The 20043-nt window shown below is 69.0% G+C and carries 17 protein-coding genes; 7 read left to right on the top strand and 10 right to left on the bottom strand.

Annotated elements, in window-relative coordinates; all coding sequences use genetic code 11:
- Window positions 1-8 precede the first annotated feature (8 nt).
- Window positions 9-1448: a M1 family metallopeptidase gene (locus tag ABD172_RS07045; RefSeq protein ID WP_344308235.1), complete on the top strand. Its 1440-nt coding sequence runs from the start codon at window positions 9-11 to the stop codon at window positions 1446-1448.
- A gap of 224 nt (window positions 1449-1672) precedes the next feature.
- On the opposite strand, the gene ABD172_RS07040 is transcribed toward ABD172_RS07045, so the two are convergent.
- From ABD172_RS07040 to ABD172_RS06995, 10 genes are all read right to left on the bottom strand, one after another.
- Entirely contained in the window at window positions 1673-2323 is a 651-nt protein-coding gene (locus tag ABD172_RS07040) for a GNAT family N-acetyltransferase (protein WP_344308234.1), read from the bottom strand.
- 53 nt (window positions 2324-2376) lie between these two features.
- Window positions 2377-3687 carry an MATE family efflux transporter gene (locus ABD172_RS07035; RefSeq protein ID WP_344308232.1) on the bottom strand — a complete coding sequence of 437 codons (1311 nt, stop codon included), beginning with the start codon at window positions 3685-3687 and terminating at the stop codon, window positions 2377-2379.
- Between the two features lie 66 nt (window positions 3688-3753).
- Window positions 3754-5412, bottom strand: a complete 1659-nt coding sequence (locus ABD172_RS07030; protein WP_344308231.1) for a class I adenylate-forming enzyme family protein — start codon at window positions 5410-5412, stop codon at window positions 3754-3756.
- A gap of 208 nt (window positions 5413-5620) precedes the next feature.
- The gene (locus tag ABD172_RS07025) at window positions 5621-7294 is read right to left on the bottom strand and encodes a class I adenylate-forming enzyme family protein (RefSeq protein WP_344308230.1); all 1674 of its coding nucleotides are present in this window, start codon (window positions 7292-7294) and stop codon (window positions 5621-5623) included.
- Window positions 7295-7415: 121 nt separating this feature from the next.
- A complete protein-coding gene (locus ABD172_RS07020) occupies window positions 7416-8615 on the bottom strand; it encodes an acetyl-CoA C-acyltransferase (RefSeq protein WP_344308229.1) in 1200 nt (399 codons plus the stop codon).
- A gap of 152 nt (window positions 8616-8767) precedes the next feature.
- Window positions 8768-9925, bottom strand: a complete 1158-nt coding sequence (locus tag ABD172_RS07015; RefSeq protein ID WP_344308227.1) for an acyl-CoA dehydrogenase family protein — start codon at window positions 9923-9925, stop codon at window positions 8768-8770.
- The gene (locus ABD172_RS07010) at window positions 9922-11121 is read right to left on the bottom strand and encodes an acyl-CoA dehydrogenase family protein (RefSeq protein ID WP_344308225.1); all 1200 of its coding nucleotides are present in this window, start codon (window positions 11119-11121) and stop codon (window positions 9922-9924) included. Before ABD172_RS07010 ends, ABD172_RS07015 begins: the two co-directional genes overlap by 4 nt.
- Complete coding sequence (fabG, locus tag ABD172_RS07005) at window positions 11118-11870, bottom strand: 3-oxoacyl-ACP reductase FabG (RefSeq protein ID WP_344308223.1); 753 nt, start codon at window positions 11868-11870, stop codon at window positions 11118-11120. Before fabG ends, ABD172_RS07010 begins: the two co-directional genes overlap by 4 nt.
- A 74-nt stretch (window positions 11871-11944) precedes the next feature.
- Complete coding sequence (locus ABD172_RS07000) at window positions 11945-13153, bottom strand: acyl-CoA dehydrogenase family protein (RefSeq protein ID WP_344308221.1); 1209 nt, start codon at window positions 13151-13153, stop codon at window positions 11945-11947.
- Window positions 13154-13155: 2 nt separating this feature from the next.
- The gene (locus tag ABD172_RS06995) at window positions 13156-13956 is read right to left on the bottom strand and encodes an SDR family oxidoreductase (protein ID WP_344308219.1); all 801 of its coding nucleotides are present in this window, start codon (window positions 13954-13956) and stop codon (window positions 13156-13158) included.
- 418 nt (window positions 13957-14374) lie between these two features.
- On the opposite strand from ABD172_RS06995, the gene ABD172_RS06990 reads away from it, so the two are divergent.
- Genes ABD172_RS06990 through ABD172_RS06965 form a run of 6 tightly spaced genes read left to right on the top strand, consistent with a single transcriptional unit; the run spans window position 14375 to window position 19931 of the window.
- Window positions 14375-15568, top strand: coding sequence for an ABC transporter substrate-binding protein (locus ABD172_RS06990; protein ID WP_344308218.1), 1194 nt, complete (start codon window positions 14375-14377; stop codon window positions 15566-15568).
- 4 nt (window positions 15569-15572) lie between these two features.
- Window positions 15573-16439, top strand: coding sequence for a branched-chain amino acid ABC transporter permease (locus ABD172_RS06985; protein ID WP_344308217.1), 867 nt, complete (start codon window positions 15573-15575; stop codon window positions 16437-16439).
- Entirely contained in the window at window positions 16436-17647 is a 1212-nt protein-coding gene (locus ABD172_RS06980; RefSeq protein WP_344308215.1) for a branched-chain amino acid ABC transporter permease, read from the top strand. Before ABD172_RS06985 ends, ABD172_RS06980 begins: the two co-directional genes overlap by 4 nt.
- Window positions 17644-18507 (top strand): ABC transporter ATP-binding protein, encoded by an 864-nt coding sequence (locus ABD172_RS06975; RefSeq protein WP_344308213.1) that lies wholly within the window; start codon window positions 17644-17646, stop codon window positions 18505-18507. The genes ABD172_RS06980 and ABD172_RS06975 overlap by 4 nt, the downstream gene beginning before the upstream one ends.
- Window positions 18507-19214 carry an ABC transporter ATP-binding protein gene (locus ABD172_RS06970; protein WP_344308211.1) on the top strand — a complete coding sequence of 236 codons (708 nt, stop codon included), beginning with the start codon at window positions 18507-18509 and terminating at the stop codon, window positions 19212-19214. The genes ABD172_RS06975 and ABD172_RS06970 overlap by 1 nt, the downstream gene beginning before the upstream one ends.
- A 6-nt stretch (window positions 19215-19220) precedes the next feature.
- A complete protein-coding gene (locus ABD172_RS06965; protein WP_344308209.1) occupies window positions 19221-19931 on the top strand; it encodes a TetR/AcrR family transcriptional regulator in 711 nt (236 codons plus the stop codon).
- Window positions 19932-20043 lie beyond the last annotated feature (112 nt).

Below are 20043 nucleotides of genomic sequence, written 5' to 3'. Positions count from 1 at the left end.
TTCCCACGATGCCTACCTCCACACCGCTCGATCCCTATACCCCGCAGTCCGGTACCACGGCCTTCGCCGTCCGGCACTACGACCTCCACCTCGACTACAAGGTGCTGCCGAACCGGCTCGCCGGAACCGCGACGCTCACGCTCGAGGTGCGCGAGGCCTGCCGGTCGTTGAACTTCGACCTGCGGGGCCTGCGGGTGTCGAAGGTGCGCGTGAACGGAAGGCGGTCCCGCTTCAAGCAGACCGAGGCACATCTGAACGTGAAGCCGGAGTCGGCCCCGGAGATCGGGGACGTCCTCGAGGTCGCGGTGGAGTACGCGGGGAACCCGGCACCGGCCGCCGGTCCCTGGGGCGATGTCGGCTGGGAGGAACTCGAGAACGGTGTCCTCGTCGCCGGGCAGCCCAACGGCGCCGCGACGTGGTTCCCCTGCAACGACCATCCGAGTGACAAGGCGACGTGGCACCTGAAGATCCTCGTCGACACCGACTACACGGCGATCTCGAACGGCGTGCTCCTCGGCACGAAAAGGCGGGCGGGGCGCACGCTCTGGGAGTGGCGCTCGACCGAACCCCTCGCGACGTACCTCGCGACGGTGCAGATCGGTCAGTACCGGACGGACGTTGTGGAACCGGGCACCGACCGGTCCGGTGAACGGTACCCCGAGTCACCGGTCCCCCTGAGTGCTGCGGTCCCGGCCCAGCTGTGGGACCGTGCGAGTACGCACCTGGGCTCCCAGCACGGGATGATGACGTTCTTCTCCGAGGTCTTCGGCCCTTTCCCCTTCGACCGGTACTCGGTCGTCGTCACCGAGGACGAACTCGAGATCCCGCTCGAATCACAACCGCTGTCGATCTTCGGGCCCAATCACCTCACGGCCCAGTGGAGCGCCCAACGGCTCGTCGCCCATGAGATGGCCCACCAGTGGTTCGGCAACTCCCTCACCCCGGCCCGCTGGCAGGACATCTGGCTCAACGAGGGGTTCGCGTGCTACGCCGAGTGGCTGTGGAGCGAGCACGCCGGCGAGGGGACGGCCGAGAAGCGGGCGACCGAGTACCGGAAGCGGCTCACGAAGGCGGGCTCGTCGAAGGCCGAGGCTGCGAAGGTGGGCTCGTCGAAGGCCGAGCGAGCGGGTGGGGGCGCGGCGGCCGGCGTCGGCACGTACCGGGAGGACCACGGGATCGGTGCGCCCAGCGGTGCCGTCCTCGCGGATCCGGGGCCGGACCACATGTTCGACGACTGGGTCTACAAGAAGGGCGCGCTCACCCTCCACGCGCTGCGCGGACACACCGGGGACGAGGCGTTCTTCGACCTCGTGCGCGGCTGGACCGCCGCGCACCGGCACGGTTCGGTGACGACCGAGGACTTCCTCACGCACGTCGAGGAGTCGGCCGATCGCGCGGCCGCGGACCTCGTGCGCCGGTGGGTGTACGAACCCGGTCTCCCCGACTGAGGTCTCGGCACGGCGCCGTCTGCTGTGCAATTCGGAACGAATCCGGCATCAGCTGTGCGATCCGGCACGACGCTTCGATCAGTTGTGCGATCCGGCACGACGCTTCGATCAGTTGTGCGATCCGGCACGAAAATCCGGCTCGGAATCGTGCCACATCGCGCAGTTGATCGCGCGCGGGCGTGCGGCGGCAGTTGCGGAGCGAGGATGCGGCTCCGCCGGTGCGGTCAGTCCGTGAGTGAGCGGAGCATGAGGACCTCGTCGTGGCCGCCCCGACCGATCGAAGCGAAACCGAGCTTCTCGAAGAGCGCGAGGGCACCGTTGGCCTCGTCGACCGCGAGGCTCACCGCCTCGACACCCGTGAGCTTCGCGAGTCCGAGGAGCGTCTGCACGAGTTTCCGGCCGAGGCCCTCCCCCTGATGTTCCGGGTGCACCGCGACGAGGAGTTCGGGAACGTCCGCGGACACCCAGCCGGCTCCGGCCTCCTCGGCCGGGAGGCGACGGATCCAGGCCGCGCCGACGGGCGCCTCGGCGGAGGAAGTGGCGGGGCCTTCAGCGGTGGGTTCCGCTGAGCGCTCCGTGGTGGGGGCAGCGGAGTCGTTCTCGCCCTCTTCCGGAACCGAGTACCCGAGCACTGCGAGGTCACCCTCCCGGCCCCAGTCGGTGACGTACCGGGCGAGCGGCCCGGCGAGGACCGGCTCTTCTCCGGCGCTCGGGGAATCGAGCGACCAGCCGTCGACGAGGACGAGGAACGGCAGGAGATCGGCTGTGCCGAACGAGGGAGCGCCGAAGGAAGCGGTGCCGACAGGGTTACCGTCGGAGGCACCGTCGGAGGGGGCAGGCGATGCGGGCGCGGGAACGATACGGAAGTCACTCACGGAGGGGAAGTCTAGTCACCGAGGCACCCCACCCGGTCCAGCGCCCAGCGCTATCACCCCAGCGCCTCCGCCCGGACGATCCATCGCTCACCGCGCACCCGCCACCACAGGCCGACCGCGCGCAGGAGCATGAAACCGATGCTGAAGCAGCCCCAGAGAACGGCGGCGCTGCCGGTCGCGGGGACGAGGACGAGCATGAGCGCGACGGACCCGAGCATCGCGAGGAACATGGCGATGCCCAGATATCGTTGGTCCTCCGCGCCGACGAGGATCCCGTCGAGGGTGAAGACGTAACCGGCGACCGGCAGCCCGAGCGCGAGGACGAGGACGAGCCCGGTGACGGTCGCCCCGACCGCGGCGTCCGAGGTGAAGAGCCGCCACAGGACCGGTGAACTCGCGGCGAGGAGCACCCCGACGAGGACACCGAATCCGATCCCCCACTGCACGAGGCGCCGTGTGATCCGGAGGACCTGCCCCCGGTCCCGGCGTCCGAGTTCGAGCCCGATGAGTGCCTGCCCGGCGATCGCGAGGGAGTCGAGGACGAGGGCGAGGGAGTTGAAGAGCGTCTGCGCGACCTGGATCGCCGCGAGCGAGGCGGTCCCCATCGCGGTCGCGAGGACGACGAGCGTGATGATCGCCCCGCGCAGGCCGAGGCTGCGCAGCAGCAGCCACCCGGACTTCCGCGCGGAGAACCACACCCCGTCCCAGTCGGGCTTGAGCGAGGCCCGGTGGCGGGCGGCGGCCCGCCCTGCGGTGACGAGGTAGACGGCGCACATCGCGACGTTCGCGAATGCGGAACCGAGCGCGGATCCGGCGACGCCCATGTCGAAGCCGTAGATGAACACCGCGTTGAGGACGATGTTGAGGCCGAATCCCCCGACCGCGACGACGAGCGGGGTCCGCGTGTCCTGGAGGCCGCGCAACAGTCCGGTCGCCGCCACGACCATGAGCATGAACGGCAGCGCCCACCACGAGATCGTGAGGTAGTCGCGGGCTCCGGCGCTCACCGCCTCGGATGCACCGAACCACCCGACGACGGTCGGCAGCAACGGCAGCCCGACGACGAGGAGCACCGCGGACGTGAGGAGCGCGAGCCAGATCCCGGAGAATCCCGCCGTGATCGCACCCGGGGTGTCCCCCGCCCCGAGGCGCCGGGCCACCCGCGGAGTCGTCGCGTACGCGAGGAACACCATCATCCCGAGGACCGTGCTCATCACCGTCGTCGCGATGGCCATGGACCCGAGCGCGTCCGGCCCGAGGTGCCCCACCATCGCGGTGTCGGCCATGAGGAAGAGGGGTTCGGCCGCGAGGGCCCCGAGGGCCGGGACGGCGAGGCGGAGGATGTCTCGATCGAGCGTGCGCACGGGACGGAACACTACCGCGCGTGTGTTTCCGCCGGGGCCGAGGCGTTCCTCACCTCCCGGCGCCCCTCACCTCCCGGCAGCGGCTGCCTCGCGCATCTCGCGGCGGAGGATCTTGCCCGAGGCGGTCTTCGGCAGCGCGTCGACGATCCGTACCTCGTGCGGTGCCTTGTAGGCGGCGAGGTGGGCACGGCAGTGGGCGACCACCGCCTCGGGGGTGATCTCCTGCCCCTCACGCAGGGTGATGTACGCGACGACGCTCTCGCCGCGGTACTCGTCGGGAACACCGACCACGGCGGCCTCGAGCACCTCGGGGATCCCGTAGAGGGTGTCCTCGACCTCGCGCGGCCACACCTTGAAACCGGAGGCGTTGATCATGTCCTTCTTGCGGTCGACGATGAAGAGCCATCCCTCGGGATCCATGAAACCGACGTCGCCGGTGCGCAGTTCGCCGCCGGGGATGTTCTCCGCGGTGGCCTCGGGGTTGCCGATGTACTCCTTCACGACCATCGGTCCGGACACGCAGATCTCACCGACCTCGTTCGGACCGAGCTCGGTGCCGTCCTCGTCGCGGATCCGGATCATCGCGGTCTCGAGCGGCAGTCCGCACGAGAGGTTGCCACTGTCCGGATCGACCGGCGCCCGCAGGCCCCGTGGGACGGCGGCGCACTGGGCGGTCGTCTCCGTGAGGCCGTAGCCCTGGCCGATGTACCGGTCGGCCTTCGCCTCGAAACGTTCGACGATCGCCTGCGGCAGCGCGGCTCCCCCGGACATCGTCGAGATGAAGGGAGCGAACACCTCGGGCCCGAAGTCCGGGTGGGCGAGCAACGCCATGTACGCGGTCGCCGGGCCGGCCATGTACTGCGGTCCGTACTGCCGGAAGAGGGCGAGCGCGGTCCCGGTCTCGAAGCGGTAGTTCATCACCAGACCCGCGCCGGAGGCGATGGACGCCATGAACTGCGCGACGAATCCGGTGATGTGGAAGACGGGTGCGAGGGTGAAGATCCGCATGTCCGCGGTGAGACCCTGGTTGCGGGCGACGAGCCCGGCGTTCGAGGACAGCCCGCGGTGGAGGACCGCTGCGCCCTTCGACCGTCCCGAGGTGCCGGAGGTGAAGCCGATGAGTGCCGCGTCGTCGGCGGTGAGCACGGCCGGTTCCACGGTGCGTCCGGAGTACTCCTCGAGGACGGTGCGGAAGTCGGGGCAGCCGGTGGCGATCTCCTCCGGGAAGGACCCGAAGACGGCCTCGGGCAGATCGGTACCGAAGTCCCTCTCCCCCGTCGTCACGACGAGGTCGAGTCCTGCGGTGAACGGCTTCACGCGGGACGCATAGGCCGCCGAGGAGACGACGAGCGCCCGGACGGACGCGTCCTCGAACACGTGGACGAGTTCGTCCTTGTACATGGGGTTGAGCGGAACGACGACGCCCCCGAGCTTCCACGCCGCGAAGGTCGCGATCGCGTAGTGCGGGACGTTCTGCAGATAGATGCCGAGCCGGTCCCCGCGGCCGAACCCCTGGTCCTGCAGGTACGCGGCGAATGCGTCCGTGAGCCGGTCGAACTCCTCCCACGTCGCGCTCCACCCGAAGTACTCGAGTGCGGGGCGTTCCGGGTGTGCGGCCACCGTCCGGGTGAGCACCTCGAGCATCGAGGTCTCGGGCACCGGGACGAGGGTGTCGAGGGATTTCCCGGCCGTCGCCAACCAGGGTCGTTCGTCGAACCAGCTCATGTACTTCCGTGTCCTTCCACATCATCGTGAGTCCCTCGTCGTCGAGGGAGACCTTCGGATCCTACGCCCGTGTCCCGCGGCGGGAAGAATCCGGCGGGCGCGGTCGGGGAAGGTTTCACACGGAGGACACACACGCCCGAGGCGCCGGCCCCCGGGCGGGGTCCGGCGCCTCGGGCGCGGGGATGCCGGGCAGTGTGCCCGGCGCGGATCAGGCGGAGGCGGTCTGCGCCTCGGCGGCGGCGACCTGCCTCATCTCCCGGCGGAGGATCTTGCCGGAGGACGTCTTCGGCAGGGCCTCGACGAACCGGACGATCCGCGGTGCCTTGTACGCCGCGAGGTGCTCGCGGCAGTACGCGACGATGTCGGCCTCCGTGACGGAGGCGCCCGGCTGGAGGGAGACGAAGGCGACGACGTTCTCGCCCCGGTACTCGTCCGGGACACCGACGACGGCGGCCTCGAGGACGGCCGGGTGGGTGTAGAGGGCGTCCTCGACCTCGCGCGGCCACACCTTGAAACCGGAGGCGTTGATCATGTCCTTCTTGCGGTCGACGATGAACACCCAGCCGTCCTCGTCCATGAACCCGACGTCACCGGTCTTCAGCTCGCCGTTCGGGATGTTCTCCGCGGTCGCCGGCGGGTTGTTGATGTACTCCGGTACGACCATGGGGCCGGTCACGCAGATCTCGCCGACCTCGCGGGGCCCGAGTTCCTCCCCGTTCTCCCCGCGGACACGGACCATGACCGAGGACAGCGGCAGACCGCACGAGAGGTTGCCGCTCTCCGGGTCCACCGGGGCACGCATGCCCTTGGGAACGACGACGCACTGTGCCGTGGTCTCCGTGAGCCCGTAGCCCTGACCGATGTAGTGCCCGGTGCGTTCCTCGAACTTCTGGACGATCGCCTCCGGCAGGGGTGCGCCGCCGGACATCACCGAGGTGAACGACGCGAAGGCGTCCGCGCTGAAGTCCGGATGCGCGAGGAGCGCCATGTACGCGGTCGAGGGACCTGCCATGTAGTTCGGCTGGTCCGTGCGGAAGGTGCGCAGGGCGCTCGCGGGGTCGAAGCGGTAGTTCATCGACAGGGCCGCCGCACACGCGGTCGCGGCGAGGAACTGACAGACGAATCCGGTGATGTGGAAGACCGGGGCGAGGGTGAAGATCGTGTTCGTCTCGTTGTAGCCCTGGTTGATCCCGAGCATCTGCGAGTTCACGGACAGTCCGCGGTGCGTCACCTGCGCACCCTTCGACCGGCCCGAGGTGCCCGAGGTGTAACCGATGATGCCCTCGTCGTCCGGAGTGAAACCGGGGTCCGGGACGGACTTCCCCGTGTACTCGGTGACGACCGTCGCGAGGTCGGGGCAGCCGGTCGTGTAGGTGTCCGCGAAGGCGTCGAAGATCGCTTCGGGGAGGTCGACGCCGTAGTCCTTCTCGTTGCACGTGACGACGAGGTCGAGGCCCTCCGTGTAGGGCTTCACCCGGTCGAGGTACGCGGCGGCGGAGACGACGATCGCCTTCGCTCCGGAGTCCTCGAGGACGTGGGCGAGCTCGTCGCGGTACATGGGGTTGAGGGGGACGACGGTGCCGCCGGCCTTCCAGATCCCGTAGCAGGCGATCGAGTAGTGCGGGACGTTCTGCAGGTAGATGCCCACCCGGTCACCGCGCGTGATCCCGCGGTCCGCGAGGAACGCGGCGAAGGCGTCCGCCATCGTGTTCAGTTCCGACCACGTCGCGGTCCAGCCGTAGTACTTGATCGCGGGGCGGTCGGGGTGGTTCTGCACGGCCCGGTCGAACAGTGCGGTCGTCGTGCTCTCGGGAATGGGGCGCAGGAGTTCTTCCCTGTCCCCGTAGGTCTTCATCCAGGGACGGTCGTCGAACCAGCTCATGGTGTCCTCCACGTCGTTGTGGTGTTCAGGTGGGAGAAGAGTAACCGAAGCGGCAGGTCCGTGGCGCCGATGCCGCGGACCTGCCGTCCGGGGGCGGGGCGGGGGTGGTACGGGGTGCGGGTCAGAGGACCTCGAACAGACCCGCAGCGCCCATGCCGCCGCCGACGCACATCGTGACGACGACGTACTTGTCGCCCCGGCGCTTCCCGGCGAGGAGTGCGTGACCGACGGCGCGGGCACCGGTCATGCCGTAGGGATGGCCGATCGAGATCGCGCCACCGTCGACGTTGAACCGTTCGGGGTCGATACCGAGACGGTCACGGCAGTAGAGCGCCTGGACCGCGAAGGCCTCGTTGAGCTCCCACAGACCGATGTCGTCGATCGTGAGTCCGTGCTGCTTGAGGAGCTTCGGCACCGCGAACACCGGGCCGATGCCCATCTCGTCCGGCTCACAGCCGGCGACCGCGATCCCGCGGTACACGCCGAGCGGCTCGAGGCCACGCCGGGAGGCCTCGGCGTCGGACATGAGGACCGAGGCCGAGGCGCCGTCGGACAGCTGCGAGGCGTTACCCGCGGTGATGCTCGGGTGCGTCGAGGCGACACCGGGCTCGAGCACCGGCGTGAGGGAGGCGAGGCCCTCGAGGGTCGTCGAGGGACGGTTGCCCTCGTCCTTCGTGAGGGTGACGACCTCCTCGGAGACCTCCTTCGTCTCCTTGTTCATCACGAGCTTCGTCGACTCGAGCGGGACGATCTCGTCGTCGAAGTAACCGGCTTCCTGGGCAGCGGCGGTGCGCTGCTGCGAGAGGAGCGAGAGCTCGTCCTGTGCCTCACGGGAGACGCCGTAGCGTTCGGCGACGATCTCCGCGGTGTGGAGCATCGGCAGGTAGAGGCCGCGGACGTTCTCCTCGAGCCACGGATCCTTCGCACGGAACCTGTTGATGTGCTCGTTCTGGGTGAGGGAGATCGACTCGGCACCGGCACCGATCGCGATGTCCATGCCGTCGTGGACGATCTGCTTCGCGGCGATCGAGATCGCCATGAGGCCCGAGGCGCACTGGCGGTCGACCGTCATGCCGGACACCGTGACCGGGAGACCGGCCCGGAGCGCGGCCTGCCGGCCGAAGTTACCGGCCTGCGTGCCCTGCTGGTTGGCGGCACCGAGGATCACGTCCTCGACCTCGCCGCCCTCGAGACCCGCCCGCTGCACCGCGTGCTTGATCGCGTGGCCGGCGAGCTCCTGGGCCTGGGTGTTGTTGAATGCACCGCGGAACGCCTTGCCGATCGGCGTGCGCGCAGTGGAGACGATGACTGCGTCTGTCATGAGAGTCCTTCGTGGTTCCGGGGCCCATGGGCCCCTGGGAGTGTCACCGGTGGGGAACCGGTCGCACCTGACGGTTTCCAGCTTAACGAGTGTTCAGCCCTGAAGTGTTCAGTCGTACAGCGGTGTACGGGGGCGGGGCACGGGGTACTGCGTCACTCGACCGTGAGTCCGACGAGCGGGGCGAGTTCCGCCTGCGCGTGTTCGGGCAGACCGAGGATCTGTTCGTCCTGCTTCGCCCGCTTGAGCAGCAGGTGGAGCGGGTACTCCCACGTCATGCCGTTACCGCCGTGCATCTGGACGGCCTCCTCGGTCGCGTGCACCGCGACCGGCCCGACGTAGGCGGCGGCGACGAGGGAGACGAGTTCGGCCTCGGAGAGGGACTCCTCCCCCGCCTGCCAGGACGCCACGGTCCGTGCGGCGTAGGTCGCGGCCGCACCGGCCTGTTCGACCTCGAGCCACAGGTCCGCCATCCGATGCTTGATCGCCTGGTACGAGCCGATCGTGCGGCCGAACTGGCGGCGTCCCTTGATGTACTCGAGCGCGATCTCGAAGGCGCGGGACGCCGCGCCGGCCTGTTCAGCAGCGAGGACGGTGCGCCCGATGAGCACGGTCTCCCCCACCGCCTGTGCGGCCTCGGCGCCGGTCGCGAGGACCGTCCCTGCGGAGTCGTGGAAGTCGACGTCTGCAAGCGGGCGGGACATGTCGAAGGTGAGGAACGGGTGGATCTCCGCGTTCTCGGCCGGCACCGCGATGACCGCGGTGTCCTGACCGGTCCCCACGACGACGAGGAGGGTGTCGACCCCGGAGGCTTCCATGACCCCGGGAACGGACCCGGAGACGGTGACCTCGGAGCCGATCTCCGGGACCCCACCGAGGGCGAGGTCGGACACGAGCGACGAGGAGGTGGCGGTGAACGCGATCGCGGCGAGCGCCTCGCCCGAGGCGAGTGCCGAGGCGAGGTCGTCCGCGCCGGCGCGCACCGCGAGGGAGGTCGCGAGGACCGCGGAGCTGAGGAACTTCACGGGGGCGACGGCGCGGCCGATCTCCTCGGCGACGACGGCCGCCTCGGAGACGGTGGCACCCACACCGCCGAGCGCCTCGGGGACGAGGAGTCCGGCGAGGCCGAGTTCGGTGCCGAGGGCCGTGTCGTACTCCCGGGTGTCGGTGCCGGGGGCGTCGTAGAGCGCGGCGACGGCGTCGAAGGGGATGCGGTCGGCCAGGAGGGCCCGGACCGAGGACCGGAGGTCGTCCTCGAGTTCGGTCGGCAGGAGGTTCGGAATCTGCAGCGTCTGCGTCGTGTCGGTGGTCATTTCGGCAGGTCCTTGAAAGCCACGTCCTTGTCGACCCGGTGCTCGCCGGGCAGTCCGAGGACTCGTTCGGAGATGATGTTGCGGATGATCTCGCTCGTGCCGCCCTCGATCGAGTTGCCCTTGGCGCGCAGGTAGCGGTAGCCCGCCTGGCGGCCGGTCATCGAGTACTCGGACGGGCGGCGGAACTCGTAGACGTCGTAGCGGAGGCCGTCGGCACCGCGCATCTTCATGTCGACGAGTGAGAGTTCCTGGTTGTTCCGGGCGAAGGAGAGCTTCGCTCCGGCACCCTCGGGGCCCGGCTGACCGGCGGCGAGGCGCTGGGCGAGGCGTTCGTTCGTCATGCGGGCGACCTCGGTCTCGACCCACAGGCGGAGGAGTTCGGCGTGCAGTGCGGGATCCCGGTACTCGGGGTTCTTCCGCCAGGCGTCCGCGACGACTCCCATGAACCCGCCCTCACGTGGTGCGCCGGCACCGATCGAGACGCGTTCGTTGTTGAGCGTCGTGTTGGCGACCTGCCAGCCCTGCCCGAGTTCGCCGAGCAGGTTCTCCTTCGGCACCTTCACGTCGGTGAGGAAGACCTCGTTGAACTCCGCCTCGCCCGTGATCTGGCGCAGGCCGCGGGTCTCGACGCCGTCGGCGTGCATGTCGAGGAGAAAGTAGCTGAGTCCCTTGTGCTTGGGCACCGAGGGATCCGTGCGGGCGACGAGGATCGCCATGTCCGCGTTGTGCGCGGAGGACGTCCACACCTTCTGCCCGTTCACCCGGAAGTGGTCGCCCTCGTCGACGGCGCGGGTGGCGACGGCGGCGAGGTCGGATCCGGCGCCGGGTTCGGAGAACAGCTGGCAGAAGATCGTGCGCAGCGTGTAGATGTCGCGGAGGACCTTCTTCTGGTCCTCGGTGCCGTAGGTGACGATCGTCGGGGCGGCCATGCCGAAGCCGATCGTGTTGCAGCCGCGGGCCGGCGCCTCGAGCCCGGCGGCGGCGACGGCCTCCGCGGCGTGGTCACGCAGGGAGCGGGAGACCCCGAGTCCTCCGGCGCCGACCGGGAAGTCGACCCATGCGAGGCCGTGGTCGTAGAGGACCCCGTACTTCTGGGCCTCGGTCATGCCCTCGGTGGTCGCGGCGCGGGCGGCGGCGACCGCCTCGTCGATGAGCGTGGTCTCGTCGGTGACGGTGTCCGTCTTCGTCGCGGTCAATTCTTCGGCCCTCCTGCCACGTAGATCACCTGGCCGGAGACGAAGCCGGCACCCTCGGAGGCGAGGAACGACGCGGTGTGCGCGATGTCCTCGGGCTTGCCGGTGCGGGCGACCGGGATCGCCTTCGCGGCAGCGGCGGTGAAGTCCTCGAAGGAGACGCCGATGCGCTCGGCGGTCGCCTTCGTCATGTCGGTCTCGATGAAGCCCGGGGCGATCGCGTTCGAGGTGACGCCGTACTTGCCGAGCTCGATCGCGTAGGTCTTCGTGATGCCCTGGATGCCGGCCTTCGCCGCGGAGTAGTTCGCCTGACCACGGTTGCCGAGTGCGGAGGTCGAGGACATCGAGATGATGCGGCCGAACTTCTCCTCGACCATGTACTTCTGGACGGCCTTCGTGATGATGAAGTTGCCGTTGAGGTGCACCGCGAGGACCGCCTGGAACTCCGCGAGGCTCATCTTGAAGAGCATGTTGTCCTTGATGATGCCGGCGTTGTTCACGAGGATCGTCGGCGCGCCGAGGGTCTTCGCGACCTCCTCGACCCCGGCGTTCACCGAGGCCTCGTCGGTGACGTCGGTGCCGAGGGCGAGCGCCTCACCCCCGGCAGCGGTGATGCGGTCGGCGACGACCTGGGCGTCCTCCTGCTTGAGGTCCATGACGGCGACCTTGTGGCCGTCGGCGGCGAACCGCTCCGCGATGGCGGCGCCGATGCCGCGAGCTGCACCGGTGACGATGGCGACGCGCTGGGTCATGTGAGTGTGTCCTTCCGTTGCGGAACTCCGGCGGGAGTCCGGGTGGTGGGGTGATTCGTGGGGTGGGTGGCGCCTCAGCGCTTGCGGTACTTCTTGAGTTCCGCGCGGGCGATCCCGCGCTTGTGGACCTCGTCGGGCCCGTCGACGATCCGCAGCGTGCGGGCGTGGGCGTACATCTCCGCGAGCGGGAAGTCGCCGGTGACACCGCCGCCGCCGTGCACCTGGATGGCCCGGTCGATGACCTTGAGGGCGACCTTCGGCGCGGCGATCTTGATCTCGGAGATGAGGGTGCGGGCCTCCTTGTTGCCGACCTTGTCCATCATGTCGGCGGCGTGGAGGGTGAGGAGGCGGGCCATGTCGATCTCGGTGCGGGACTCCGCGATCCAGTCCTGGATGTTCGCCTTCTCGGAGAGCTTCGAGCCGAAGAGCACGCGGGACTCGGCACGTTCGCACATGAGCTCGAGGGCCCGCTCCGCCATGCCGATCGCGCGCATGCAGTGGTGGATGCGGCCGGGGCCGAGGCGCGCCTGGGAGATCGCGAAGCCCTCACCCTCGCCCTTGAGGACGTCCTTCGCGGGGACGTAGACGTTGTCGAACACGACCTCGGCGTGGCCCTCGCGGTCCTCGTACCCGAACACGGAGAGGTTGCGGAGGATCGTGAGACCCTCGGCGCCGACGGGGACGACCATCATCGACTGCTGGCGGTGGACCTCCGCCTCCGGGTCCGTCTTGCCCATGACGATGAGGACGCCGAGGTAGGGGTGCATGCCGTTCGAGGTGAACCACTTGCGGCCGTTGAGGCGGTAGCCGTCGCCGTCGCGCTTCATCGAGAGTTCGATGTTCGTCGCATCCGCCGAGGCGACCGCCGGTTCCGTCATCGCGAACCCGGAGGCCATCGTGCCGTCGAGCAGCGGGTTGAGGTACTTCTCCTTGTGCTCCTCGGTGCCGAAGAGGGTGAAGACCTCCATGTTGCCGGTGTCCGGGGCGTTGCAGTTGAAGGCCTCGGGCGCGATCCGCGGCGACCGTCCCATGAGTTCGGCCAGGGGCGCGTACTCGAGGTTCGTGAGGCCCGGGCCCCACTCGGGGTGCGGGTGGAAGAGGTTCCACAGGCCGCGTTTCTTCGCCTCGGCCTTGAGGTCCTCGAGGATCTGCGGCTGGTGGTGCGGGTTGCCGGCGGCGCGCATCTGCTCGTCGTACACCCGTTCGTTCGGGTAGACGAGTTCCTCCATGAAGGCGCTGACCCGCTCGTGGTACTCGCGGCCGCGTTCGGTGGTCTCCAACATCCTCAGATGGTCCCTTCGTCGAGTTTCTTCTGGTAGCGGCGCATCCCGCGCAGCCAACGGTCGTAGTCGGAGCCCTTCATGCGGTACATGTCGAGGACCTCCGGGTGCGGGAGGATGAGGAAGGTCTCCTCCTCGATCGCGGCGAGGACCACCTCGGCGACCTCGGCGGGTTCGAGGACCCGCCCGGCCTTCGTCACGGCCTTGTTCGCCGAGCGGTCGTTCGAGGAGTCCGCGTGTGCGCCCCCGTTGAGGAGAGGCGTGTTCACTCCCTGCGGGCAGAGGACGGAGCAGTGGATGCCCGCGTCCCCGTACGTGATGTTCAGCCACTCCGCGAAACCGACGACGGCGTGCTTCGTCACCGAGTAGGAAAGTTGCCCGATCTGGGTGAGGAGGCCGGCCGCGCTCGCCGTGCTCACGAAGTAGCCGCCTCCGCGGGCCTGCCACTTCGGCACCATGATCTTCGCGGCGCGCACGTGCTGGCGGAGGTTGATGTCGAGCACCGTGTCCCAGGCGCTCTCGTCCTCCCCGAGGCCGGGAGGTCCGACGATCCCCGCGTTGGCGAAGAAGAAGTCGACCTCGCCGAGTTCGGTCTCCGCCTTCGCGACGAGGTCCTCGAGCCCGGCGACCGCGGAGCAGTCGCCTTCCCAGGCGCTCGCGCCGATGGACGCGGCGACCTCGTGGACGCTCGGGGCGAGATCGGCGATGAGGACGCGGGCGCCCCGGGCGAGGAGCGCCTCGGCGACGGCCCGGCCGATGCCGCTGGCGCCTCCGGTCACGATCGCGACGGTGTCCGACACCTGCATGGGTTCTCCTGTTCCCCGGTGGCTCCATTGCCACCGGCCTCCCTCATCCTGCCGCCCGTCCCGCCGGATTTCAAGCGGGCCGAACGTTCGTTCGGACCGGAGGCGGCGTCCCGCCCCGGGATTGCACGTCTTTTCGGTATCGATCCGATCTGGTTGTTGACGAGGTCCGTGCTCGCGGAGCAGAGTGTGCTCCAGAAACCCGACGACGACGTCGGTTTCGGATTTCGCAGTACTCCTGTGCACCACCCATTCCCGGTTTCCTCTTCCACCTCTGAAGCACCCGTCCCGCAACGGCGCGGAACGGTTTCCTCGGCCGGGGGACGGACGCTCGGCACCGTGTGACGGGTGCGCGGACACCCGCGCACCCCCACCGGGCCGACGCCGTACCGGCCACGATTCGCAAAGGAGCGAACACGTGATGTCGAAGCGCATTCTCACCCTCACCACCGCCGCACTCGCGGTCCTCGGACTCACTCTCGCCGCCTGTTCCGGTGGCGGTTCCGGATCCGGTGGCGGCACCATCACCATCGGGTATTCCGGCCCGCTCTCCGGCGGTGCCGCGGCCTACGGACAGAACGCCCTCGACGGGCTCGAGATGGCGGTGCAGACGATCAACGAACAGGGCGTCACCGTGAACGGTGAGTCCTACACCGTCGAAGTCGCATCCCTCGACGACCAGTACCTGCCGAACAATGCCGCGACGAACGCCCAGCGCCTCGTCGAGCAGGACGACGCCTCGGTCGTCTTCATCCCCCATTCCGGTGGAATCCTCGCCGCCCAGCAGCTCAACGCCGGGCGCACGCCCTTCGTCATCGGCGCGTACTCCTCCGACCCGGCGATCCTCGAGACCGGGAACGAACTGTCCGTGATGATCCCGCCGAACTTCGAGTCCTATGCGACGCCGTTCGTGCAGGAGACGATGTCGCGCTACGGGAAGAAACTCGGGCTCATCGGTACGCAGTCGGAGTACGGCCAGAACTGGGCCTCGCTCGTCACCGAGGAGTGGGGCGCCCAGGGCGGTGAGGTCCTCACGAACAACGGTGTCGACTACTCGACCGTAACGGACTTCGCCTCGACGGTGTCGAAGGCGCTCGCGGAGCAGCCGGACGTCATCTTCGTCGGCGGTCCCTCGCAGCCGACGGCACTCGTCATCGCCGAGGCGCGCAAGCAGGGGTTCGAGGGCGGTTTCATCGTCATGGACCAGGCGAAGTTCGAGGAGATGGAACTCATCACGGATCCGGCGAACCTCGTCGGTTCGGTCGGCGTGCGCCCCCTCCGCGACGGTGACGACCCCGGGGTCGCGGACTTCGTCGAGCGGTACACCGCGGAGATCACGGACGAACGTCCCGCAACCTCGGAGGTCGGGTACCACTTCCAGACCCTCGCGATCATGGTGAAGGCGATGGAGGTGGCCGGCACGACCGACGACCCGGCCGCGATCCACGACGCCGTCCAGGAGGCCCTCGGCCAGGTCGACGACGTCTTCAAGGTGTCGCAGTTCCCCGACCGGATGACCGAGGGCGGACACCTCATCGCCGACGACCTCCTCGCGGTCTACGTCGACGAGGGCAACGCACTCACGACCTTCCCGATCCCCCAGTCCGAGGAGTGAGTCGATGGATCTCCTCCTCCAACAGGTCTTCAACGGCCTCGCGCTCGGGGGCGTCTACTGCCTCGTCGCGATCGGCCTCACGCTCGTGTTCGGTGTGCTCCGCATCCCGAACCTCGCGCACGGTTCGCTCTACATGCTCGGCGCGTACGTCACCTATTTCGCGCTCACCACGCTCGGTGTCCCCTACATCGCGGCCATTGGCATCGCGATCGTCGTCCTCGCGGGCGTCGGCGTGCTCATGGAGCGGCTCATCTTCCACCCGCTGCGCAACAAACCGCACACGCACCACATGATCGCCGCGATCGGGGCGATGTTCTTCTTCCAGGCACTCGCCCAGGCCATCTGGGGAGCGGACTTCCGGCAGATGCCCTCCCCGGTGTCCGGCAACGCCACGATCCTCGGCGCCCAGGTCGACTGGCAGCGGATCATCATCGTCGTCACCGCGGTGCTCATCCTCGGACTGCTCGCGGTCTTCATGAAACGCTCCGTGCACGGGCAGTCGATCGAGGCGATCGAGCAGGACCGTACGGGCGCCTCGCTCGTCGGGATCAATCCCGACCGGGTGTCGATGCTCACCCTCGGTCTCTCCGCGGCCCTCGCGGCGATCGCGGCCGGCCTCGTGGCCCCGATCAACCTCCTCTCCCCCACGATGGGCGTCGCCCTCGACACGAAGATCTTCGCGATCATCATCCTCGGCGGACTCGGTTCCGTCCCGGGGGCCATCGTCGGCGGATTCGCTCTCGGTGTCGCGGAATCGCTCGCCTCCACGTACATCTCCTCGGGGGTCGGTGAGGCGATCGCGTTCCTCGTCCTCATCGCGGTCCTCGCGATCAAACCCCAGGGCCTGTTCACGAAGGCGGTGGCACGATGAGGAAGGCAGGTGCTCTCTCCCAGGTGAACATCACCCGGGGGCTCGTCGTCCTCGGGGCCCTCGTCCTCGTGCTCGCACCGCTGCTGCTCTCGGGCAGCGACTACACGTTGCGGCTCGTCACCACCGCCGTCGTGTATGCGATCGCGGCGTACGGCATGAACATCATCCTCGGCCTCACCGGGCAGCTGTCGCTCGCGCATGCGGGATTCTTCGGGATCGGGGCGTACATCGTCGGCATCCTCACGGTCGACCACGACTGGTCGTTCTGGGCCGCGTTCGCCGTGGCGATCCTCGGGACCGCGGTCGGCGGATACCTCGCGGGCCTGCTCGCCCTGCGGACGAAGGAGGAGTACTTCGCGATCTACACGATGGCTGTCGGCACGGTCATCTACCTCGTCATCGGTCGCTGGGACGCGGTCACGCACGCCCACAGCGGCATCATCGGGGTGAAGTTCCCCGAGGGCGCGGGGATCGTCGACTTCTCGAGCCCCGTCGCCCTCTACTACCTCGCCGTCGTGTTCCTCGTCCTCGTCGTCTACGCGACCTGGGCGATCAAACGGTCGACGGTGGGCCGGAACCTCATGGCGATCCGCACGTCCGAGGACCTCGCGCGGTCGATCGGCGTGAACGTGGGCCTCGGCAAGCAGCTCGCGTTCGCGGCCTCGACGACGGTCGCGGGCCTCGCCGGTGGGCTCTACGCGACGACGATGGGGTTCCTCGGCCCGGCGTCCGCGAGCGTGAACCTCACGTTCGAGATGCTCATGTTCCTCCTCGTCGGAGGGATGGGCACGGTCTTCGGCCCGCTCATCGGATCGGTGCTTGTCGTGTTCCTCTTCGAGCTGTTCCAGGACTTCCAGTCCTACCGGTTCCTCGTGCTCGGGCCGATCATCATCCTCCTCGTCATCTTCGCCCCGCGCGGGATCGCCGGTGCGTGGAGCGCGCTGCTCGGCCGCCTCGGCGGCGGGCGGGTGGGGTCGGCCACCGGGACGGGCGCCTCGGCCCGGGTGGTGCGGAAGGCGGCCACGGCCGCCGGCACACCGGAGGGCGCCGAGGCGCCACTCGCCTCGGCGGACACGGCCCCCGGGCAGGGAGCCGGTGCCTCGGACGGGACCGACTCCGCGGACGGAGTGGGCTCCGCGTCCGCGGACGCACCGACCGAGGACACCGCGCCGAGGGCCGGCGCGTCGACACGAGGAGGGACGTCATGACGATCCTGCGGACCGAGGGCCTCGGGAAGAGGTTCGGTGGACTCGATGCGGTGAAGGACGTGAGCCTCGCGGTCGAGGAGGGGTCGATCACCGCGATCATCGGCCCGAACGGCGCCGGGAAGTCGACGTTCTTCAACCTCCTCGCCGGGTACTACACGCCGACGTCCGGCCGGGTGACCTTCGAGGGTGAGGACATCACGGGGATGGCGCCGCACCGGACGGTGAAGCGCGGGATCGCACGGACGTTCCAGACGACGCACCTCTTCGAGGAGGCGACGGTGCTCGAGAACGTCCTCGCCGGACGGGTCGTGCGGTCGCGGTCGACGGTCTTCGACGCCGTCCTCCACACGCCGCGGAACCGGCGGGAGGAGAAGGAGAACCTCGCGGTGGCGATGGCGGAGCTCGAGTTCGCCGGGATCGCCGGGTTTGCGCACGAACCGGCGGCCGAGGTGCCGCAGGAGGTGCAGAAACGCACCGCGGTGGCCCTCGCTCTTGCGACGGAACCCCGGCTCGTGCTCCTCGACGAACCGGCGGCGGGCATCACGGAGGAGGAGACCGCGGGATTCGCGGACCTCATCCGGGCGATCGCCGCACGCGGGATCACGGTGTGCCTCGTCGAGCACAAGATGTCGATGATCATGTCGCTCGCCGATCACATCCTCGTCCTCGAACGCGGGCGGATGCTCGCCGAGGGCACGCCCGCCCAGATCCGTTCGGACGAGCGCGTCATCGAGGCGTACCTCGGGCGGGACGAGGACGCGGAGGAAGCAGCCGTTGCCGAGGCGGCCGGCGCCGGTCCGACCGGGGCCGGCAGTTCCACAACAGGACCGACGGCACCGGCACAGGAAGGGGCACGCTGATGCTCGAGATCAATGGGCTGAGCACGGGGTACGACGCGATCGACGTGCTCGAGGACATCACGATCACGGCGCCCCCGGGTGAACTCACGGTCATTCTCGGGGCGAACGGTTCCGGGAAGTCGACGTTGTTCCGGACGGTGTCCGGGCTGTTGCGGGCCCGCCGTGGGTCCATCACCTTCGAGGGCCGGGAGCTCACGCGGGCGCGGGCGAGCGCGATCGTGCGGGCCGGGATCGCCCAGGCTCCGGAGGGCCGGCACCTGTTCGCGCGGATGTCGGTCGAGAAGAATCTCACGCTCGGGGCGTACACGCACCACCGGGATGCCGGTCGGATCCGGGAGGGCCTCGAGCGGGTGTTCGCGCTCTTCCCGATCCTCGCGGACAAACGGAAGGACCCGGCCGGTTCGCTCTCGGGCGGGCAACAGCAGATGGTGGCGATCGGGCGGGCGCTCATGGCCGACCCGAAGCTCCTCGTGCTCGACGAGCCGTCGATCGGCCTGGCGCCGCTCGTCACCGCGGAGGTCATGGATGCCGTGAAACGGGTGAACGAGTCCGGGATCGCGGTGCTCCTCGCCGAGCAGAACGCCCGGCTCGCCCTGCGGATCGCGCATTCGGCGTACGTGCTCTCCGAGGGGCGGGTCGTGCAGTCGGGAGCCGCTGCGGGCCTCATGGAGAACGAGGACGTCCGCGCCGCGTACCTGGGGGTGTGAGCGCCCGTGGCACGCGGTGACAAGGGACGTCGGACGCGTGCCGAGCTCGTGGCGGCGGCCCGCGCGGTGTTCGCGGAGAAGGGGTATGCGGATACCCGTCTCTCGGACATCACCGCGCGGGCCGGCTGCTCGACCGGCACGCTCTACACGTACTTCCGGAACCGGGAGGAGATCCTCGCGGCCGTCATCGACGGTACGACGGACCGGGCGATGCTGCCGGGGCCGTCGGTGGAGTCGGGGGCGGGTTCAGGGTTCGGCGCGTCTGCGAGGTCGAGTGCGTCGCCGGACGCACACCCGGACTCCCCCGAGGGCAGGATCCGGGAGGGCAATCGGCGGTACGTCGAGGCGTACGTGCAGGACGCGGACCTCATGCATCTCATGGAGCAGGTGGCGCACGTCGTGCCCGGCATCCAGGAGCAGCGGATGATGCGGGCCAAACGCTTCGTCGACCGGAACACGCGGAGCATCCAGCGACTCCAGGCGGCCGAGTCCGTCGACCCGCACCTCGACGCGCGGCTCACGGCGCAGGCGCTCTCCTCGATGGTGAGTCGCCTCTGCTATCACATCTACGTCGACGACCCGGATCCGTACTACGCGACCGAGGAGGGGAAGGCCCGCCTCGTCGACACGCTCACCCGGATCTGGGTGAACACGCTGGGGTTGCGGGAGTACGCGGGGCAAAAATGGCTCACGCGGCAATCAAGTGCGAACCACTAACGCATTCACTCGGAAGTAATCCGGCTCTTCGCAGTTGAGGGTGTAGCGAGGTAGTCGGCTCGGCCGGCGCGCCGTTGAGAGGAAAGACGTCGAGGTCTCCTCGAAGATGGAA

It is taken from the genome of Brevibacterium samyangense, assembly GCF_039529845.1.
Taxonomy (GTDB): Bacteria; Actinomycetota; Actinomycetes; order Actinomycetales; family Brevibacteriaceae; genus Brevibacterium; species Brevibacterium samyangense.
Note: the sequence above shows the minus strand (reverse complement) of the source record. Positions and strands in the feature narration are given on the sequence as shown.

What these genes read in the sequence shown, in the direction of transcription:
- ABD172_RS07045 (WP_344308235.1), top strand. Translation starts at nt 9, where the DNA reads ATGCCTACCTCCACACCGCTCGATCCCTATACCCCGCAGTCCGGTACC.
- ABD172_RS07030 (WP_344308231.1), bottom strand. Translation starts at nt 5,412, where the DNA reads ATGAGCTGGTTCGACGAACGACCCTGGTTGGCGACGGCCGGGAAATCC.
- ABD172_RS07025 (WP_344308230.1), bottom strand. Translation starts at nt 7,294, where the DNA reads ATGAGCTGGTTCGACGACCGTCCCTGGATGAAGACCTACGGGGACAGG.
- ABD172_RS07020 (WP_344308229.1), bottom strand. Translation starts at nt 8,615, where the DNA reads ATGACAGACGCAGTCATCGTCTCCACTGCGCGCACGCCGATCGGCAAG.
- ABD172_RS07015 (WP_344308227.1), bottom strand. Translation starts at nt 9,925, where the DNA reads ATGACCACCGACACGACGCAGACGCTGCAGATTCCGAACCTCCTGCCG.
- fabG (WP_344308223.1), bottom strand. Translation starts at nt 11,870, where the DNA reads ATGACCCAGCGCGTCGCCATCGTCACCGGTGCAGCTCGCGGCATCGGC.
- ABD172_RS07000 (WP_344308221.1), bottom strand. Translation starts at nt 13,153, where the DNA reads ATGTTGGAGACCACCGAACGCGGCCGCGAGTACCACGAGCGGGTCAGC.
- ABD172_RS06995 (WP_344308219.1), bottom strand. Translation starts at nt 13,956, where the DNA reads ATGCAGGTGTCGGACACCGTCGCGATCGTGACCGGAGGCGCCAGCGGC.
- ABD172_RS06990 (WP_344308218.1), top strand. Translation starts at nt 14,375, where the DNA reads ATGTCGAAGCGCATTCTCACCCTCACCACCGCCGCACTCGCGGTCCTC.
- ABD172_RS06985 (WP_344308217.1), top strand. Translation starts at nt 15,573, where the DNA reads ATGGATCTCCTCCTCCAACAGGTCTTCAACGGCCTCGCGCTCGGGGGC.
- ABD172_RS06980 (WP_344308215.1), top strand. Translation starts at nt 16,436, where the DNA reads ATGAGGAAGGCAGGTGCTCTCTCCCAGGTGAACATCACCCGGGGGCTC.
- ABD172_RS06975 (WP_344308213.1), top strand. Translation starts at nt 17,644, where the DNA reads ATGACGATCCTGCGGACCGAGGGCCTCGGGAAGAGGTTCGGTGGACTC.
- ABD172_RS06970 (WP_344308211.1), top strand. Translation starts at nt 18,507, where the DNA reads ATGCTCGAGATCAATGGGCTGAGCACGGGGTACGACGCGATCGACGTG.